Raw genomic sequence first — 13,769 nt, 5'->3', positions numbered from 1 at the left:
CCGGGCCCTTAGCCCCGTCAGGAGCGGCGGGAGCGGCGGGAGCACCGGGAGCGCCGGGAGCGCCGGGGAGGCCGGGGAATCCCCTGAGCCCCGCGAGACCAGGGAATCCCGGAGCCCCGCGAGACCTAGGAGGGCTACGGAGCGGCGCCCTCGGTCGCCCCCTCGGCTCCCCCAGCCCCCTCAGCCCTAGCAGCCCCCTCGGCTCCCCCAGCCCCCTCGGCCCTAGCAGCCCCCTCAGCACGCCCAGCCGCGGCAGCCTCCTGAGCCACTTCGGTCACCTCAGTCCCGGCAGTCACCTGAATCCCGTCAGCCCCGTCCAAGGACTCCCCTCCCCGCGTCGGCGGCGCCGCGTACATCTTCGCGATCACCGCCTCGATGTCCGGCTCGCGCACCGACAGGTCCATCAGCGGGTAGCGGTCCGCGATCCGGGCCACCAGGGGGGCCGCCGACCGGCCCGCGGGGAACGCCAGCCACTGCCGCGGTCCCTCCACGCGGACCACCCGCGCGGGCGGCGCCTCGATCGGCGGCAGCTCGCGCTCCAGGTCGACCACCAGGATGCGCTCGCTCTCGCCCGCCTCGTGCAGCCCGGCGAGCGGGCCGTCGTACATCAGGCGGCCGTGGTCGATGACCATCACCCGCGAGCACAACTGCTCGATGTCCTGGAGGTCGTGCGTGGTCAGCAGCACTGTGGTGCCGCGCTCGGCGTTCAACTCGCGCAGGAAGCCACGGACCTTGGCCTTGCTGATCACGTCGAGGCCGATGGTCGGCTCGTCGAGGTAGAGGACCTCCGGGTCGTGCAGCAGGGCCGCCGCGATGTCGCCGCGCATCCGCTGGCCCAGCGAGAGCTGGCGCACCGGGACGTGCAACAGGTCGCCCAGTTCCAGCAGTTCGACGCAACGGTCCAGGTTCTGGCGGTAACGGGCGTCGGGGATCCGGTACATGCGGTGCATCAGCCGGTAGGAGTCGATCAGCGGCAGGTCCCACCACAAGGTCGTACGCTGCCCGAACACCACGCCGATACGCCGCGCGAGGCGAGCCCGCTCCCGCGAGGGGTCGATGCCGGCGACGCGCAGACTCCCGCCGGTCGGCGTGAGGATGCCCGTGAGCATCTTGATCGTCGTCGACTTGCCCGCGCCGTTCGGGCCGATGTAGCCGACCATCTCGCCGCGCGCCACGGTGAAGGAGATCGCGTCGACCGCGCGCACCGGCCGCCGCTCGCTCTTCAGGAACCCGGTCCGCTTGCGCACCTCGAAGACCTTCTCGACCCGGTCGAGAACGATGAAGTCGCCTTCCGGGGCCTCGCCGCCGCTCTTCCCTGCGCCGCGGCCGCCGCCCGCCGGGCCGTCCCCCGTCCCGCCCACGCGGCCGTCCCCCGTCCCGCCCGCTGGGCCCTCACCCGTCCCGCCGCCGCCTCCCGCATCGCCGTCGTCCAGCGCCACGATTCCCTTCCCTTTCCCTTCCGTGCAGTTCAGTGCCGTTCAGTGCCGTTCAGTGCTGTTGGGCGCCCTTCGGCGCCGTCCAGCGGCCTCATGTGCCGTGCCGTCCCATGGGGTCGACGTTCAGCTTCCCGTGCTGCGGTAGGACCGCAGTCCCGTCCGCCAGGCCAGGCCCGCCAGCGCGCAGCAGCCCAGCGCGACCAGCGGCGAGACGAACGTCGTCCACTCCGGCAGCCCCAGCGGATAGGGGCGCCCGAGCACGTAGCACGCGGGCAGCCAGTTGACGAAGGCCAGCGGCAGCACGAAGGTCACCCCGCGCACCAGTTCCTTGGCGAACAGCGTCGGCGGGTACTGGAGCAGCGTGGTGCCGCCGTAGGTGAAGGCGTTCTGCACCTCGGAGGCGTCCTGCGCCGCGAACTGGAAGGCCGCGCCCGCCACGAACACCGCGCAGAAGATCGCGCAGCCGCTCACCACCGTCACCGGCACCAGCAGCGCCTTGACCGCCGTCCAGTGCAGGTGGTCGAGCGCGAGCACGGCGTAGCCCAGCACCAGCGCGCTCTGGGTGACCCGGCCGAGGCGGCGCAGCGCGAACCGGTCCGCGGCGACCTGGGCGAGCACCGGGGCCGGGCGGACCAGCAGCGTGTCCAGGGTGCCGTCGCGCACCCGGCGGCCCAGCCGTTCCATCGAGCCGATCGCGAGGTCGGCCAGCCCGAACGAGGCGTTGCTCAGCCCGTAGAGGAAGGCGATCTCCGGCAGCGTGTAGCCGCCGAGCGCGTCCACCCGGGAGAACATCAGCAGGATCGCCGCGAAGTCCAGTGTGGACGCCACGAAGTTGCCGATCGTCGTCATCGCGAACGAGGCCCGGTAGGCCATCGTGGAGCGCAGCCACATTCCGGCGATCATGCGGTACGTCCGCAGCCCCTCCACCAGCCGGGCGCGCGGCGGCGGTTCGGCCCAGCCGCCGTACGCGCCCAGGCCGGAAGCACCGGGGGAACCGGAAGAACCGAGGGAGCCGGAAGAACCGGGGGAACGGGAGGAGCCGGAAGAACCAGAGGAACGGGAGGAGTCGGCGGACCCGGCGCCCCCGCCGTGCCGTGCGGTCTCAGCCACCCTGCACCACCACCCGCCGGGTCGCCGCCGCCTGCACCAGCCGCCCCAGCGCCAGCAGCGCCGCCGCCCACGCCCCCTGGAACGCGTACGTGCCCAGCGGGCTCGCGTGGCCCAGCAGCACGTCGGCCGGCCCCTGGAGCAGCGACGACCAGGGCAGCGCCCGCACCGCCTCGCCGAACGCGCCAGGGAAGACGTTCAGCGGCAGCAGCATTCCCGAGCAGAAGTACCCGGCCAGCCACGCCATCTGCGTCACCCCGGCCCCGTCCAGCAGCCAGAACGCGCTCAGCGCCGCCAGGTACCGGATGCTGAAGCTCACCGTCATCGCCCCCGGCAGCGTGCCGAGGAAAGCCAGCCAGGTCAGCGGGTCGGCGGGCAGCGCGACCGGGAAGAACAGCGCGCCGACCGCGAACGGCACGACCCCGCGGCCCAGCAACTGGAACAGCGCCCGCCCCAGGTCCGCGGCCAGCCACCACAGTTGCAGATCGGCCGGCCGGTACAGGTCGATCGCGATGTCACCCGTACGGATGCGCTCCATCAGCTCGTCCTCGACGCCGCCCCCGCCGATCGCCAGCGTCGACAGGAACGCCTGCCCGAGCCACACGTACGTGACCGCCTCCGCCTGGTCGTAGCCGCCCAGATGCGGCTTCACGTCCCACAGCGCCAGGTACGTGGACACGACGATCAGCCCGAACGCCGTGTTCGTGAACACCCCGGCCGCCGTCGCCGCCCGGTACGTCGCGTACCGTCGGAACACCCCCGCCGCGACGGCCGCGTACAACCGCCCAGCGCCCACGTCACGCCCTCCCAGGTCAGCCGACACCGAAGCGCAGGAGCCTAGTGCGCCCGTGGTGCGGCACGCCACGCGTTTTCGGCCCGGACAAGTGCCCGTGACAGGGAACGGAACCGTTGGTGCGAGAGTCTTCATCTGGGGGCGCAGCACGCGCATAGGGCGTACGCGACCGTACGACGCGAAAACAGGAGTCCGTGCACGACATGAGCGACGAGCCGCAGCCAGAGGCCGAGGCGGAGCCGCAGCCGCGACCGCAGCAGCAGCATCAGCCGCAGTCCGAGCAGCAGCAGCCCGAGCGGCGGCCGGCCGCCGAGGGGGCGGAGGCGCCCGAGCGGCTGGAGGGGACCTCGGACCCCGATCCGTCCGGGTCTACGGCCCCGGCGGCCCCGGCGGCGAGGCAGGCGCCGAAGCTGACGCCGGAGTCGAAGCCGGCGCCCGAGTCGGGGCCCGCGCCGAAGCAGGCGCCGAAGCCGTCCGCGGCGCCCGCTTCCGCTTCCGCGGCGCCCCATTCCGCTGCGGCGGCCGAGCAGGCGGCCGCCGAGACGGGTGAGACGTCCTCCCAGGGGGCCGCGGCGGCGACGTCCGCGACGGCCGCGCAGTCCCCTTCCCGGTCGGCTCCCGAGTCGGCCCCGCAGTCGCCCCCGAAGACGGACTCGGCGGTCCCGGACTCAGGTTCGAGGACGGACTGGGCGGCCTCGGACTCAGGTTCGAGGACGGACCCGGCGGCCTCGGACTCGGGTTCGCGCTCGGGGGCGAGCGCGCCCTCGGGCTTCGGGTCGCAAACGCGTGCGGGCGCACCCGCCAAGCCCCCGGCGGCCGCCGGGACCCCGGCCGAGGGCGCTGAGGCGGCGGCCTCGGCCGCTCTCCGCGCTGAGGCGGCCGGGGCCGCCGCGCCCAAGGACCAGCCCGCCGGTCCCACCTGGAGCACGACCGGAGACCGCCCGCGCTCGAACGGCGCACAGCCCGGCGACACACAGCCCGGCGGCGATCACCCCGGCAGCACGCTGGCCGGAAGCACACGCCCTGGCGCCGCCCCCGAGGGCCGCCCGCCCACCGGCGCCGCCGAGCCCGCCAACCCCACCGACCCCGCCACTACCCGCCTCGCCCGCGTCACCGGACCGGGGGCATCCGGTTCCCCGTCCACAGGCGCCAGCGACCCTGCCAACCCCACCGACCCGGCCACCACACGCCTCACCCGCGTCACCGGACCGGCGGCCGCCAGTCCCCCGCCCACCGACACCGTCAACCCCACCGACCCCGCCACCACGCGCCTCGCCCGCGTCACCGGACCGGCGGCCGCCGGTTCCCCGTCCACCGGCGGCGACCCCGCCACCACCCGCCTTCGGCGCGTCGAGGGCGCCGCGGCCGCGCACCGTCCGGAGGCCGCCGTCGGCGCGGTCGCGGCCGGACACGGCGCCGAGCCCGCCCCGCCGGGCGGAGGCGGCCGGGGCGACATCCCCGGCGGCGCAGGCGGCAGCGGCAGCGGCAGCGGCAGCGGCAGCGGGAAGAACGGGAAGAAGCGGCCGCGCCGCACCGGATGGCGGCGGCTGTTCCCCTCCTGGCGCATGCTGCTGGGCGGACTCCTCACCGTCGTCCTGCTGGTGATCGGCGCGTTCTTCCTCGGGTACTCCCTGGTCAAGATCCCGTCCGCGAACGCCCTGGCCATGAAGCAGGCCAACGTCTACCTCTACGCCGACGGCAGCGAGATCGCCCGCGACGGCGACGTCAACCGCGAGAACGTCGACCTCTCCGGAGTCTCCCAGGCCGCCCAGCACGCCGTGCTGGCCGCCGAGGACCGGGACTTCTACACCGAGTCCGCCGTCGACCCGGCGGCCATGCTCCGCGCCGGCTGGAACACCGCCACCGGCAAGGGCAAGCAGTCCGGCTCCACGATCACCCAGCAGTACGTGAAGAACTACTACCTCGGGCAGGAGCAGACCGTCACCCGCAAGGTGAAGGAGTTCTTCATCTCGATCAAGCTGGACCGCACCGCCCCCAAGGACACCATCCTCGACGGCTACCTGAACACCAGCTACTTCGGCCGCAACGCCTACGGCATCCAGGCCGCCGCCCAGGCGTACTACGGCGTCAAGGCCAAGGACCTCGACCCGGCCCGCGCCGCCTACCTGGCCGCGCTGGTCAACGCGCCCAGCGAGTACGACGTCGTCGCCCACCCGGAGAACCGGAGCGCCGCCCTCGCCCGCTGGAACTACGTGCTGGACGGCATGGTCACGCAGCGCTGGCTGTCCGCGTCCGAGCGGGCCGGGATGAAGTTCCCGGCGCCGCGCGACTCCACCGTGCCCACCGGCATGTCCGGACAGCGCGGCTACCTGGTGCGCGCGGTGAAGGACTACATGGCCCAGAACAAGATCCTGAACGAGGACGAGCTGGCCGGGGGCGGCTACCGCATCACGACCACCCTGCAGAAGAGCCGCCAGGACGCGTTCGTGAAGGCGGTCGACGACCAGCTCATGAACAAGCTGGACAAGAAGCACAACAAGGTCGACGGCTACGTCCGCGCGGGCGGCGCCGCCGTCGACCCGAAGACCGGCGCGGTGGTGGCGCTGTACGGCGGCATCGACTACGTCCAGCAGTTCACGAACAACGCCACCCGGCGCGACTTCCAGGTCGGCTCCACCTTCAAGCCGCTGGTGTTCACCGCCGCCGTCCAGAACCGCTCCGCGACCCTGGACGGCCGCCCCATCACCCCGAACACGGTCTACGACGGCACCAACAAGCGTCCCGTGCAGGGCTGGAACGGCGGCTCGTACGCGCCCGAGAACGAGGACCAGCGCTCCTACGGCGACATCACCGTGCGCGACGCCACCGACAAGTCCGTCAACGCCGTCTACGCGCAGATGGCCGTGGACGTCGGGCCGGAGAAGGTCAAGGACACCGCGATCGCCCTCGGCCTGCCCTCCTCCACCCCGGAGCTGGTCGGCAGCCCGTCCGTCGCGCTCGGCACCTCCACCGCGAGCGTCCTGGACATGGCCCAGGTCTACGCGACCCTCGCCCACCACGGCGAGCACGGCGCGTACACGATGATCAAGAAGATCACCAAGGACGGCGCCGACGTCGTGAAGCTGCCCGGGTCGGCGATGTCGCAGGCCGTCAGCCGCGAGGCCGCCGACACCACGACGTCGGTCCTGCAGTCGGTCGTCGAGAACGGCACCGGCGCCCCGGCCAAGGCGATCGGCCGCCCGGCCGCCGCCAAGACCGGCACCGCGGAGAACGACCAGGCCGCGTGGTTCGCCGGCTACACCCCGGACCTCGCCACCGTCGTCTCCGTCATGGGCCAGGACCCGGTCACCGCCCGCCACATGTCGCTCTACGGCGCGCTGGGCCTGCCCCGCGTCAACGGCAGCGGGCCGCCCGGCAGCATCTGGGCGCAGTTCATGGGCGACGCGCTGAAGAACACCCCGGTCAGCGACTTCGACCTCCAGCTTCAGCCCGGCGCCGACGAGACCCAGCCGCCGCCGTCCAGCGACGCCCCCGCCACGCCCGGCACCGGCGCCCAGGACAACGGCGGCACGACCGGCACGGCGGACGGCGGCCAGGACACCCAGGGTCAGAGTCAGGACCCGGGCCAGACCCAGGGACAGACCGGCGGCGACCAAGGCCAGGACCAGGGCCAGACCGGCGGCGGCCAGGGCGGCGCCGCAGGCGGCCCGCCGGGTCAGACCGCCGGCGGCACGGCGGACGGCGGCGCCGCAGCGGGCGGCGGCCAGGGCGGCGACCCGACCACGGGCGGCGCGGACGGAGGCACGCCCGGCGGAAACGGCGGCGCCAGCCCGAGCGGCGGCGCGGCGGGCGGCGGCGGAAATGGAGGCGGCCGGGCCGGTGGTGCTGGCGGCGGTCGATCCGGCGGCGGTGGCGGCGGCGGCGGTCGGGCTGGCGGCACTGGCGGAGGCAGGGCCGCGGGAGGCGCGGGCGGCGCCCCGGACCAAGCCCAGCGCGAGGGGGTGTCCCCGCTCGACGGGGAGTGAGAGGGCAGTCATGGCGGTGGGGCTGGTGAGGCCGTAAGGCCCGTAGGGGCCGGAAGGCCCGTAGGGGCCGGAAGGCCCGTAGGGGCCGGAGGGGAGAGACACTCACTAGCGACGCGGCCCACACGGGGGGCAGCCCTCACGGGACAGCCCGTGGGGAACGGCTGAGGGGCCGGTGACTGACGTCACCGGCCCCTCCGCCGTCTTCGTCCCGCGCGTCTACAGGTACAGGCCGGTGGAGTCCTCCGACCCCTCGAACCGGTCCGCGGCCACGGCGTGCAGGTCGCGCTCGCGCATCAGCGCGTACGCGGTGCCCCGCACCTCCACCTCGGCCCGGTCCTCCGGGTCGAACAGCACGCGGTCGCCCGGCTCCACGGTCCGGACGTTCTGCCCGACCGCGACCACCTCCGCCCAGGCCAGCCGACGGCCCACCGCGGCGGTCGCGGGGATCAGGATGCCGCCGCCCGAACGCCGCTCGCCCTCGGTCGTGTCCTGCCGGACGAGCACGCGGTCGTGCAGCATCCGGATGGGGAGCTTGTCGTGCGGGGTGCTGTGCTGGTCTCTGTTGGCGCTCACGCCTCGAACTTACCTGCCTTCATGGTGTCCCTGCGGCACCGGGTCAGCCCCGGCGGCGGCGGGCGCTCAGGGCGAGGAGCCCCACCACGCCGACGACGACCAGCGCGACCGGCACGATCCGCTCCGGCCGGGGCGCGCCCTCCTCGTCCACGAACTGGCCGCGCACGTCGCTCACGACCCGGTTGACCTGGACGTAGGCCCGGCCGAGGGTGTGGTCGACCTGGGCGACGGCCTTGGCCTTGGCGTCCCCGACGAGGGTCTTGGGATGCACCCGCACGCCTAGCTCGTCCAGCGTCTCGGCCAACACGTCGCGGCGGCGCCGGATGTCCGCCTCGATCTCAGCCGGGGTCCTGGTGTCCGCCGTGTCCGCCACCGTAACGCCTCCGATGTCAACTGCTGCCTGGTCCGCACAGTCTGTCAGCTCCCGCCGCGACCGCGCTGTCGGCACCCCCGGTTACCCTCGGACCGGCACGGTAATGACAGGAACGCCGATTTCGCACAGACACGCATGAGGAGACGAGCTTCGATGACCGAGCGACTCCAGCCCGGGGACGCGGCCCCCGCCTTCACCCTCCCCGACGCCGACGGCAACGAGGTGTCCCTCGCCGACCACAAGGGCCGCAAGGTCATCGTCTACTTCTACCCGGCCGCCCTCACCCCCGGCTGCACCAAGCAGGCGTGCGACTTCACCGACAACCTGGAGCTGCTGGCCGGGGCGGGGTACGACGTGATCGGCGTCTCCCCCGACAAGCCGGAGAAGCTCGCGAAGTTCCGCGAGACGGAGTCCCTGAAGGTCACCCTCCTGTCCGACCCGGACAAGAAGGTGCTGGAGTCCTACGGCGCCTTCGGCGAGAAGAAGCTCTACGGCAAGACGGTCACCGGGGTGATCCGCTCCACGGTCGTCGTCGACGAGAACGGCACGGTCGAGCGGGCCCTGTACAACGTGAAGGCCACGGGCCACGTCGCCAAGATCATCAAAGACCTGGGCGTCTGACCCGCCCGCCCCCGGCTCCCCCGACACCGGTCCGCCCCTGTCTCCTCCGGGGCGGCCCGCTCTCGCACACACCTCGCCTTCTCGCGTGACTGTTCGGCAGTCGGTTCGTTAGTCCGTGCGAGGTCGCGAACGTGCGACCAGGGTCGGAGGGGGTCCGATGGGGGCCAGTGCGTATCCGAGGGAGCGGCTGGAAGAGGCCGTGCGTGGGGCACGGACGATGCCGGAGGCGCTGCGGAGACTGGGGGTGGAGCCGCGCAGCCCGACTCAGCGGTACGTGTGCGCGCGGATGCGGAAGCTGGGAGTGGACGTCTCGCACCTCCAGCGGGACGGGGTGAAGTGGACGCGGGAGGTTCTGCAGGCGGCGGTCTCGGCGTCGACGAACATGTGCGACGTGCTGCGGCGGCTCGGACTGGAAGTGGTCGGCGGCCACCACACGCACATCAGCCGCCGGATCAGGGCCTGTGGGATCGACACCTCGCACTTCCGGGAGCCGCCGCGAGCTGGTCGCGCGAGCCCTCGCCGGACGCCTGACGCCCTGCTGGTCGAGCTGCCGGACGCCGGCGCCCGACGCGTCCCCGGCGACCGCCTGAAGCGAGCCCTGCTGGCCGAGGGGCGGGAGGAGCGGTGCGCCCTCTGCGGCGCAGGGGCCGTGTGGCGGGGGCGCCCGTTGCCGCTGGAAGTCGACCACATCGACGGCGACTGGCGCGACAACCGCGTCGGCAATCTGCGGCTTCTGTGCCCCAACTGCCATTCCACCACCGACACCTACCGGGGGCGCGGCAAAGGCCGCCGCGAGGGAGTCCGATGACCCCCCGCAGCAGGCACCCGCGGCCCACGCGCGACGAACTGTGCGCAGCGGTCGCCGAGTCGACCTCCCTGGCCGGGCTGCTGCGACGCCTTGGGCGCCCCGAGAACCACCAGCAGCGGACGCTGCTGCGCCGCTGGATCGCCCAAGAGGCCGTCTCCACAGCGCACTTCCTGGGGAAGGGGCACCGGCGCGGTCGGCGCAGCCACAACGCCAGAGCGCCCGAGGAGCTTCTGGTCCGCCGCGAAGGCGGACGCCGGACGGCCACAGCGCGGCTGCGGCGTGCCCTCCGGGACGTCGGAGTGCCGGAGAGATGCGCGGAGTGCGGGATCGGACCCGAGTGGCTCGGCAGACCCATGACACTGGAGATCGATCACGTCAACGGGGACTGGCGCGACGACCGGCGGGAGAACCTGCGGCTGCTGTGCCCCAACTGCCACGCCGTCACGAGCACCTGGTGCCGGGGAGGCTCGCGGGACAGTCCACGGCGCCCAGTAGAGTAGGCATCGCTGCGGGCCCGTACCCCAGCAGGCTAGAGGGCGCCGGTTTAGGTCCGGTGTGTCGTGGGTTCGAGTCCCACCGGGCCCACAAGCGAACACCGCCCTGCCCCTACGAATCGTAGGTGCGGGGCGGTTCGTCATCTCAGCCCAACAGCTCCCGTACCACCGGCGTCAGCGCGCGGAACGCCTTGCCGCGGTGGCTGATCGCGTTCTTCTCGGCGGGGGTCAGCTCCGCGCAGGTCCTCGTCTCGCCGTCGGGCTGGAGGATCGGGTCGTAGCCGAAGCCGCCCGTGCCGGCGGGCGCGTGCCGCAGTGTGCCGGTCAGTCGGCCCTCCACCACCCGCTCGGTCCCGTCGGGCAGGGCGAGGGCCGCCGCGCAGGCGAAGTGGGCCGCGCGGTGCTCGTCGGCGATGTCGGAGAGCTGGGCCAGGAGCAGGTCGAGGTTGGCGCGGTCGTCGCCGTGGCGGCCGGACCAGCGGGCCGAGAGGATGCCGGGGGCGCCGCCGAGCACGTCGACGCAGAGGCCGGAGTCGTCGGCGACGGCGGGCAGGCCGGTCGCCTGGGCCAGGGCGTGCGCCTTGAGCAGGGCGTTCTCGGCGAAGGTGACGCCGGTCTCCTTGACGTCGGGGATCTCCGGGTAGGCGTCGGCGCCGACGAGTTCGTGCGGCAGTCCCGCGTCGGCCAGGATCGCCCTGAGTTCGGTGATCTTTCCGGCGTTGCGGGTGGCGAGGATCAAGCGGGTCATGCCCACCAGTATCGGGGGGCCGGACCCGGGCCGGGTGCGGGGGCGCCGGGGCCGGGCGCGCACCCGGAGTCCGGCCGTCCTTACCGGGCGACTGGGCGCTGGGGACTGAGCGACCGGGCGACCGGGCGACTGGGCGACCGCCCGTCGGGCTACTGCGCCTCGAGCGCCTGCCGCTGGATCGTGGCGAGGTCCGCGCAGCCGGCCGAGGCGAGGTCGAGCAGTGCGTTCAGTTCGTCGCGGTCGAAGGGCTGGGCCTCGGCGGTGCCCTGGACCTCGACGAAGCGGCCGTCGCCGGTGCAGACGACGTTCATGTCGGTGTCGGCGCGCACGTCCTCCTCGTAGCAGAGGTCGAGGAGGGGGACGCCGCCGACGATGCCGACGGAGACGGCGCTGACGGTTCCGGTGAGCGGCTGGCGGCCGGGCTTGACGAGCTTGCGGCCGCGGGCCCAGGTCAGGGCGTCGGCGAGGGCGACGTAGGCGCCGGTGATGGCCGCGGTGCGGGTGCCGCCGTCGGCTTGGAGGACGTCGCAGTCCAGGACGACGGTGTTCTCGCCGAGGGCCTTGTAGTCGACGACGGCGCGCAGGGAGCGGCCGATGAGGCGGCTGATCTCGTGGGTGCGGCCGCCGATGCGGCCCTTGACGGATTCGCGGTCGCCGCGGCTGTTGGTGGCGCGGGGCAGCATGGCGTATTCGGCGGTGACCCAGCCTTCGCCGCTGCCCTTGCGCCAGCGCGGGACGCCTTCGGTGACGGAGGCGGTGCACAGCACGCGGGTGTCGCCGAAGGAGACGAGGACGGAGCCTTCGGCGTGCTTGCTCCACCCGCGCTCGATGGTGACCGGGCGGAGTCGTTCGGGGGTGCGGCCGTCGATGCGAGACATGGGGTCGAGCCTAGTGCCCGCGCGGGGGCCGCCGTACCGCGTCCCGGGCATGGGGGAAGGGGGCCGCTCCGCGGGCGGGGCGGCCCCCTTCGCCGGTGAACCGGGGGTTCACATCATGTCTTCGATCTCCGCCGCGATGGGGTCGGCGTCGGTGCCGATGACGACCTGGATCGCGGTGCCCATCTTGACGACGCCGTGGGCGCCGGCGGCCTTGAGCGCGGCTTCGTCGATCAGCGAGGGGTCGCTCACTTCGGTGCGGAGCCGGGTGATGCAGCCTTCGACCTCTTCGATGTTGCCGATGCCGCCGAGCCCGGCGACGATCTTCTCAGCCTTGGTGGCCATGTTCCTTCTCCCTGATCCGAACCGCTTTGTCGCAGTAACCCACAGTTGGCCCATCTTTGCGAGCGGTCGTGTCGCGGGCGCCCGAGGATGGCGATCACGACAGCGGAAACCGTCAGTCGACTGGTCTACACCACCGCCCGTGCGGTGGCCAAACGCGGCGCCGCGCCCAGTCGCCGCGCCGGAGAGGACGGGCATGAGCGCCGACACCGCCGGGCATCAGCGCCGTCACCGCCGGGCATGAGCGCCGACACCGCCGGTGACGCGGGCGCCGCCGCGCCCCGTGCCCGGCGGCCCTGGAACACGCTGTTCCAGGGCTTGCAGAAGATGGGCCGGAGCCTTCAGTTGCCGATCGCGGTGCTGCCGGCCGCGGGGATCCTGAACCGGCTGGGCCAGCCGGACGTGTTCGGCGCCGACGGGCTGGGCTGGACGAACGTGTCCAAGGTGGTGTCGGGGGCGGGCGGGGCGCTGCTGGACGGGCAGCTCGGGCTGCCGATGCTGTTCTGCGTGGGCGTGGCGATCGGGATGGCGAGGAAGGCGGACGGCTCGACGGCGCTGGCCGCGGTGGCGGGCTTCCTCGTCTACTACAACGTGCTGCACCAGTTCCCGGTGGCGTGTCCCGGCGGGACGGCGGTGAGCGCGACGGGGTGCCGGGCGGTCGACGGGTCGGTGGCGCCGTTCGCGTACCAGAATCCGGGGGTGTTCGGGGGGATCGTGCTGGGGCTGCTGTCCGCCTTCTTCTGGCAGCGGCTGCACCGGACGCGGCTGGTGGACTGGCTGGGCTTCTTCAACGGGCGCCGTCTGGTGCCGATCGTGATGGCGTTCACGGCGATCGTCTTCGCGGCGCTGTGCCTGTGGGTGTGGCCGCCGATCGGGGCCGGTCTGGAGGGCTTCGGCGACTGGCTGCGCGGTCGGGGCGCGTGGGGCGCGGGGATCTTCGGGGTGGCGAACCGGGCGCTCCTGGTGGTGGGGCTGCACCAGTTCCTGAACGTGCCGATCTGGTTCCAGTTCGGCACGTATGTGAAGCCGGACGGGACCGTGGTGCACGGCGACGTCAACATGTTCCTGGCCGGGGATCCGCACGCGGGGCAGTTCACCTCGGGTTTCTTCCCGATCATGATGTTCGCGCTGCCGGCGGCGGCGCTGGCGATCACGCACACCGCGCGCCCGGAGCGGCGCAAGGAGGTGGGCGGTCTGATGCTGTCGGTGGCGCTGACGTCGTTCGTCACCGGGATCACCGAGCCGCTGGAGTACTCCTTCCTCTTCGTCGCGCCGGCGCTGTACGCGGTGCACGCCGTGCTGACCGGGGCGTCGATGGCGGTGACGTGGGCGCTGGGGGTGCACGACGGGTTCAGCTTCTCGGCGGGGCTGATCGACTACGTGATCAACTGGAGCCTGGCGACCAGGCCGTGGGGGATCGCCGTGATCGGGGTGTGCTTCGCGGCGGTGTACTACGCGGTCTTCCGTTTCGCGATCCGGCGGTTCGACCTCAAGACTCCCGGCCGGGAGCCGGAGGACGAGGTGGAGGACAGCGCGCGGCCCTGAGAGCGGGCCGGAGAGGACTCCGGGAGGACGCCCGGGGGACCAGGCACGGACGGTAGCGGTTCCGTAGC

The 13,769-nt window shown here is 73.2% G+C and carries 12 protein-coding genes, 1 tRNA gene and 1 pseudogene; 6 read left to right on the top strand and 8 right to left on the bottom strand.

What is annotated here, in order from left to right; translation table 11 throughout:
- Window positions 1-347: 347 nt before the first annotated feature.
- The 3 genes and pseudogenes from ABZ861_RS05165 to ABZ861_RS05155 form a co-directional block, all read right to left on the bottom strand.
- Window positions 348-1,280 (bottom strand): annotated as a pseudogene (locus ABZ861_RS05165) (ATP-binding cassette domain-containing protein); the annotation flags it as partial.
- 279 nt (window positions 1,281-1,559) lie between these two features.
- On the bottom strand, window positions 1,560-2,411 hold the full coding sequence (locus tag ABZ861_RS05160; RefSeq protein WP_361624442.1) for an ABC transporter permease: 852 nt from the start codon (window positions 2,409-2,411) through the stop codon (window positions 1,560-1,562).
- 127 nt (window positions 2,412-2,538) lie between these two features.
- Window positions 2,539-3,339: an ABC-2 family transporter protein gene (locus ABZ861_RS05155; protein ID WP_361623927.1), complete on the bottom strand. Its 801-nt coding sequence runs from the start codon at window positions 3,337-3,339 to the stop codon at window positions 2,539-2,541.
- A gap of 1,451 nt (window positions 3,340-4,790) precedes the next feature.
- Between ABZ861_RS05155 and ABZ861_RS05150 the strand changes: the two genes are divergently transcribed.
- Window positions 4,791-7,322: a transglycosylase domain-containing protein gene (locus ABZ861_RS05150; RefSeq protein WP_361624439.1), complete on the top strand. Its 2,532-nt coding sequence runs from the start codon at window positions 4,791-4,793 to the stop codon at window positions 7,320-7,322.
- A 216-nt stretch (window positions 7,323-7,538) separates the two neighbouring features.
- Here ABZ861_RS05150 and ABZ861_RS05145 read toward each other — a convergent pair whose 3' ends face one another.
- Window positions 7,539-7,895: a co-chaperone GroES gene (locus ABZ861_RS05145; protein ID WP_361623924.1), complete on the bottom strand. Its 357-nt coding sequence runs from the start codon at window positions 7,893-7,895 to the stop codon at window positions 7,539-7,541.
- Between the two features lie 43 nt (window positions 7,896-7,938).
- Complete coding sequence (locus tag ABZ861_RS05140; RefSeq protein WP_361623921.1) at window positions 7,939-8,268, bottom strand: DUF3618 domain-containing protein; 330 nt, start codon at window positions 8,266-8,268, stop codon at window positions 7,939-7,941.
- 153 nt (window positions 8,269-8,421) lie between these two features.
- Here ABZ861_RS05140 and bcp point away from each other — a divergent pair, with 153 nt between their 5' ends.
- From bcp to ABZ861_RS05120, 4 genes are all read left to right on the top strand, one after another.
- The gene (gene bcp, locus ABZ861_RS05135) at window positions 8,422-8,889 is read left to right on the top strand and encodes a thioredoxin-dependent thiol peroxidase (protein ID WP_361623918.1); all 468 of its coding nucleotides are present in this window, start codon (window positions 8,422-8,424) and stop codon (window positions 8,887-8,889) included.
- A gap of 157 nt (window positions 8,890-9,046) precedes the next feature.
- Window positions 9,047-9,697 carry an HNH endonuclease signature motif containing protein gene (locus tag ABZ861_RS05130; RefSeq protein ID WP_361623915.1) on the top strand — a complete coding sequence of 217 codons (651 nt, stop codon included), beginning with the start codon at window positions 9,047-9,049 and terminating at the stop codon, window positions 9,695-9,697.
- A complete protein-coding gene (locus tag ABZ861_RS05125) occupies window positions 9,694-10,197 on the top strand; it encodes an HNH endonuclease signature motif containing protein (RefSeq protein WP_361623912.1) in 504 nt (167 codons plus the stop codon). The genes ABZ861_RS05130 and ABZ861_RS05125 overlap by 4 nt, the downstream gene beginning before the upstream one ends.
- A gap of 10 nt (window positions 10,198-10,207) precedes the next feature.
- A tRNA-Leu gene (locus ABZ861_RS05120) sits at window positions 10,208-10,282 on the top strand.
- 54 nt (window positions 10,283-10,336) lie between these two features.
- Here the strand turns inward: ABZ861_RS05120 and rdgB are convergent.
- The 3 genes from rdgB to ABZ861_RS05105 form a co-directional block, all read right to left on the bottom strand.
- Entirely contained in the window at window positions 10,337-10,939 is a 603-nt protein-coding gene (rdgB, locus tag ABZ861_RS05115; RefSeq protein WP_361623909.1) for an RdgB/HAM1 family non-canonical purine NTP pyrophosphatase, read from the bottom strand.
- Between the two features lie 149 nt (window positions 10,940-11,088).
- The gene (gene rph / locus ABZ861_RS05110) at window positions 11,089-11,817 is read right to left on the bottom strand and encodes a ribonuclease PH (RefSeq protein ID WP_361623906.1); all 729 of its coding nucleotides are present in this window, start codon (window positions 11,815-11,817) and stop codon (window positions 11,089-11,091) included.
- A 108-nt stretch (window positions 11,818-11,925) separates the two neighbouring features.
- Window positions 11,926-12,159, bottom strand: a complete 234-nt coding sequence (locus ABZ861_RS05105; RefSeq protein ID WP_361623903.1) for a PTS glucose/sucrose transporter subunit IIB — start codon at window positions 12,157-12,159, stop codon at window positions 11,926-11,928.
- A gap of 237 nt (window positions 12,160-12,396) precedes the next feature.
- On the opposite strand from ABZ861_RS05105, the gene ABZ861_RS05100 reads away from it, so the two are divergent.
- A complete protein-coding gene (locus ABZ861_RS05100) occupies window positions 12,397-13,701 on the top strand; it encodes a PTS transporter subunit EIIC (RefSeq protein ID WP_361623900.1) in 1,305 nt (434 codons plus the stop codon).
- Window positions 13,702-13,769 lie beyond the last annotated feature (68 nt).

Origin of the sequence: Streptomyces sp. NPDC046985, assembly GCF_040644415.1 — a bacterium.
Classification (GTDB): domain Bacteria; phylum Actinomycetota; class Actinomycetes; order Streptomycetales; family Streptomycetaceae; genus Streptomyces.
Note: the sequence above shows the minus strand (reverse complement) of the source record. Positions and strands in the feature narration are given on the sequence as shown.

Bases quoted from the DNA above. Each gene is read 5' to 3' on its own strand.
- rdgB (WP_361623909.1), bottom strand. From the start codon at position 10,939: ATGACCCGCTTGATCCTCGCCACCCGCAACGCCGGAAAGATCACCGAA.
- ABZ861_RS05125 (WP_361623912.1), top strand. From the start codon at position 9,694: ATGACCCCCCGCAGCAGGCACCCGCGGCCCACGCGCGACGAACTGTGC.
- ABZ861_RS05130 (WP_361623915.1), top strand. From the start codon at position 9,047: ATGGGGGCCAGTGCGTATCCGAGGGAGCGGCTGGAAGAGGCCGTGCGT.
- bcp (WP_361623918.1), top strand. From the start codon at position 8,422: ATGACCGAGCGACTCCAGCCCGGGGACGCGGCCCCCGCCTTCACCCTC.
- rph (WP_361623906.1), bottom strand. From the start codon at position 11,817: ATGTCTCGCATCGACGGCCGCACCCCCGAACGACTCCGCCCGGTCACC.
- ABZ861_RS05105 (WP_361623903.1), bottom strand. From the start codon at position 12,159: ATGGCCACCAAGGCTGAGAAGATCGTCGCCGGGCTCGGCGGCATCGGC.
- ABZ861_RS05100 (WP_361623900.1), top strand. From the start codon at position 12,397: ATGAGCGCCGACACCGCCGGTGACGCGGGCGCCGCCGCGCCCCGTGCC.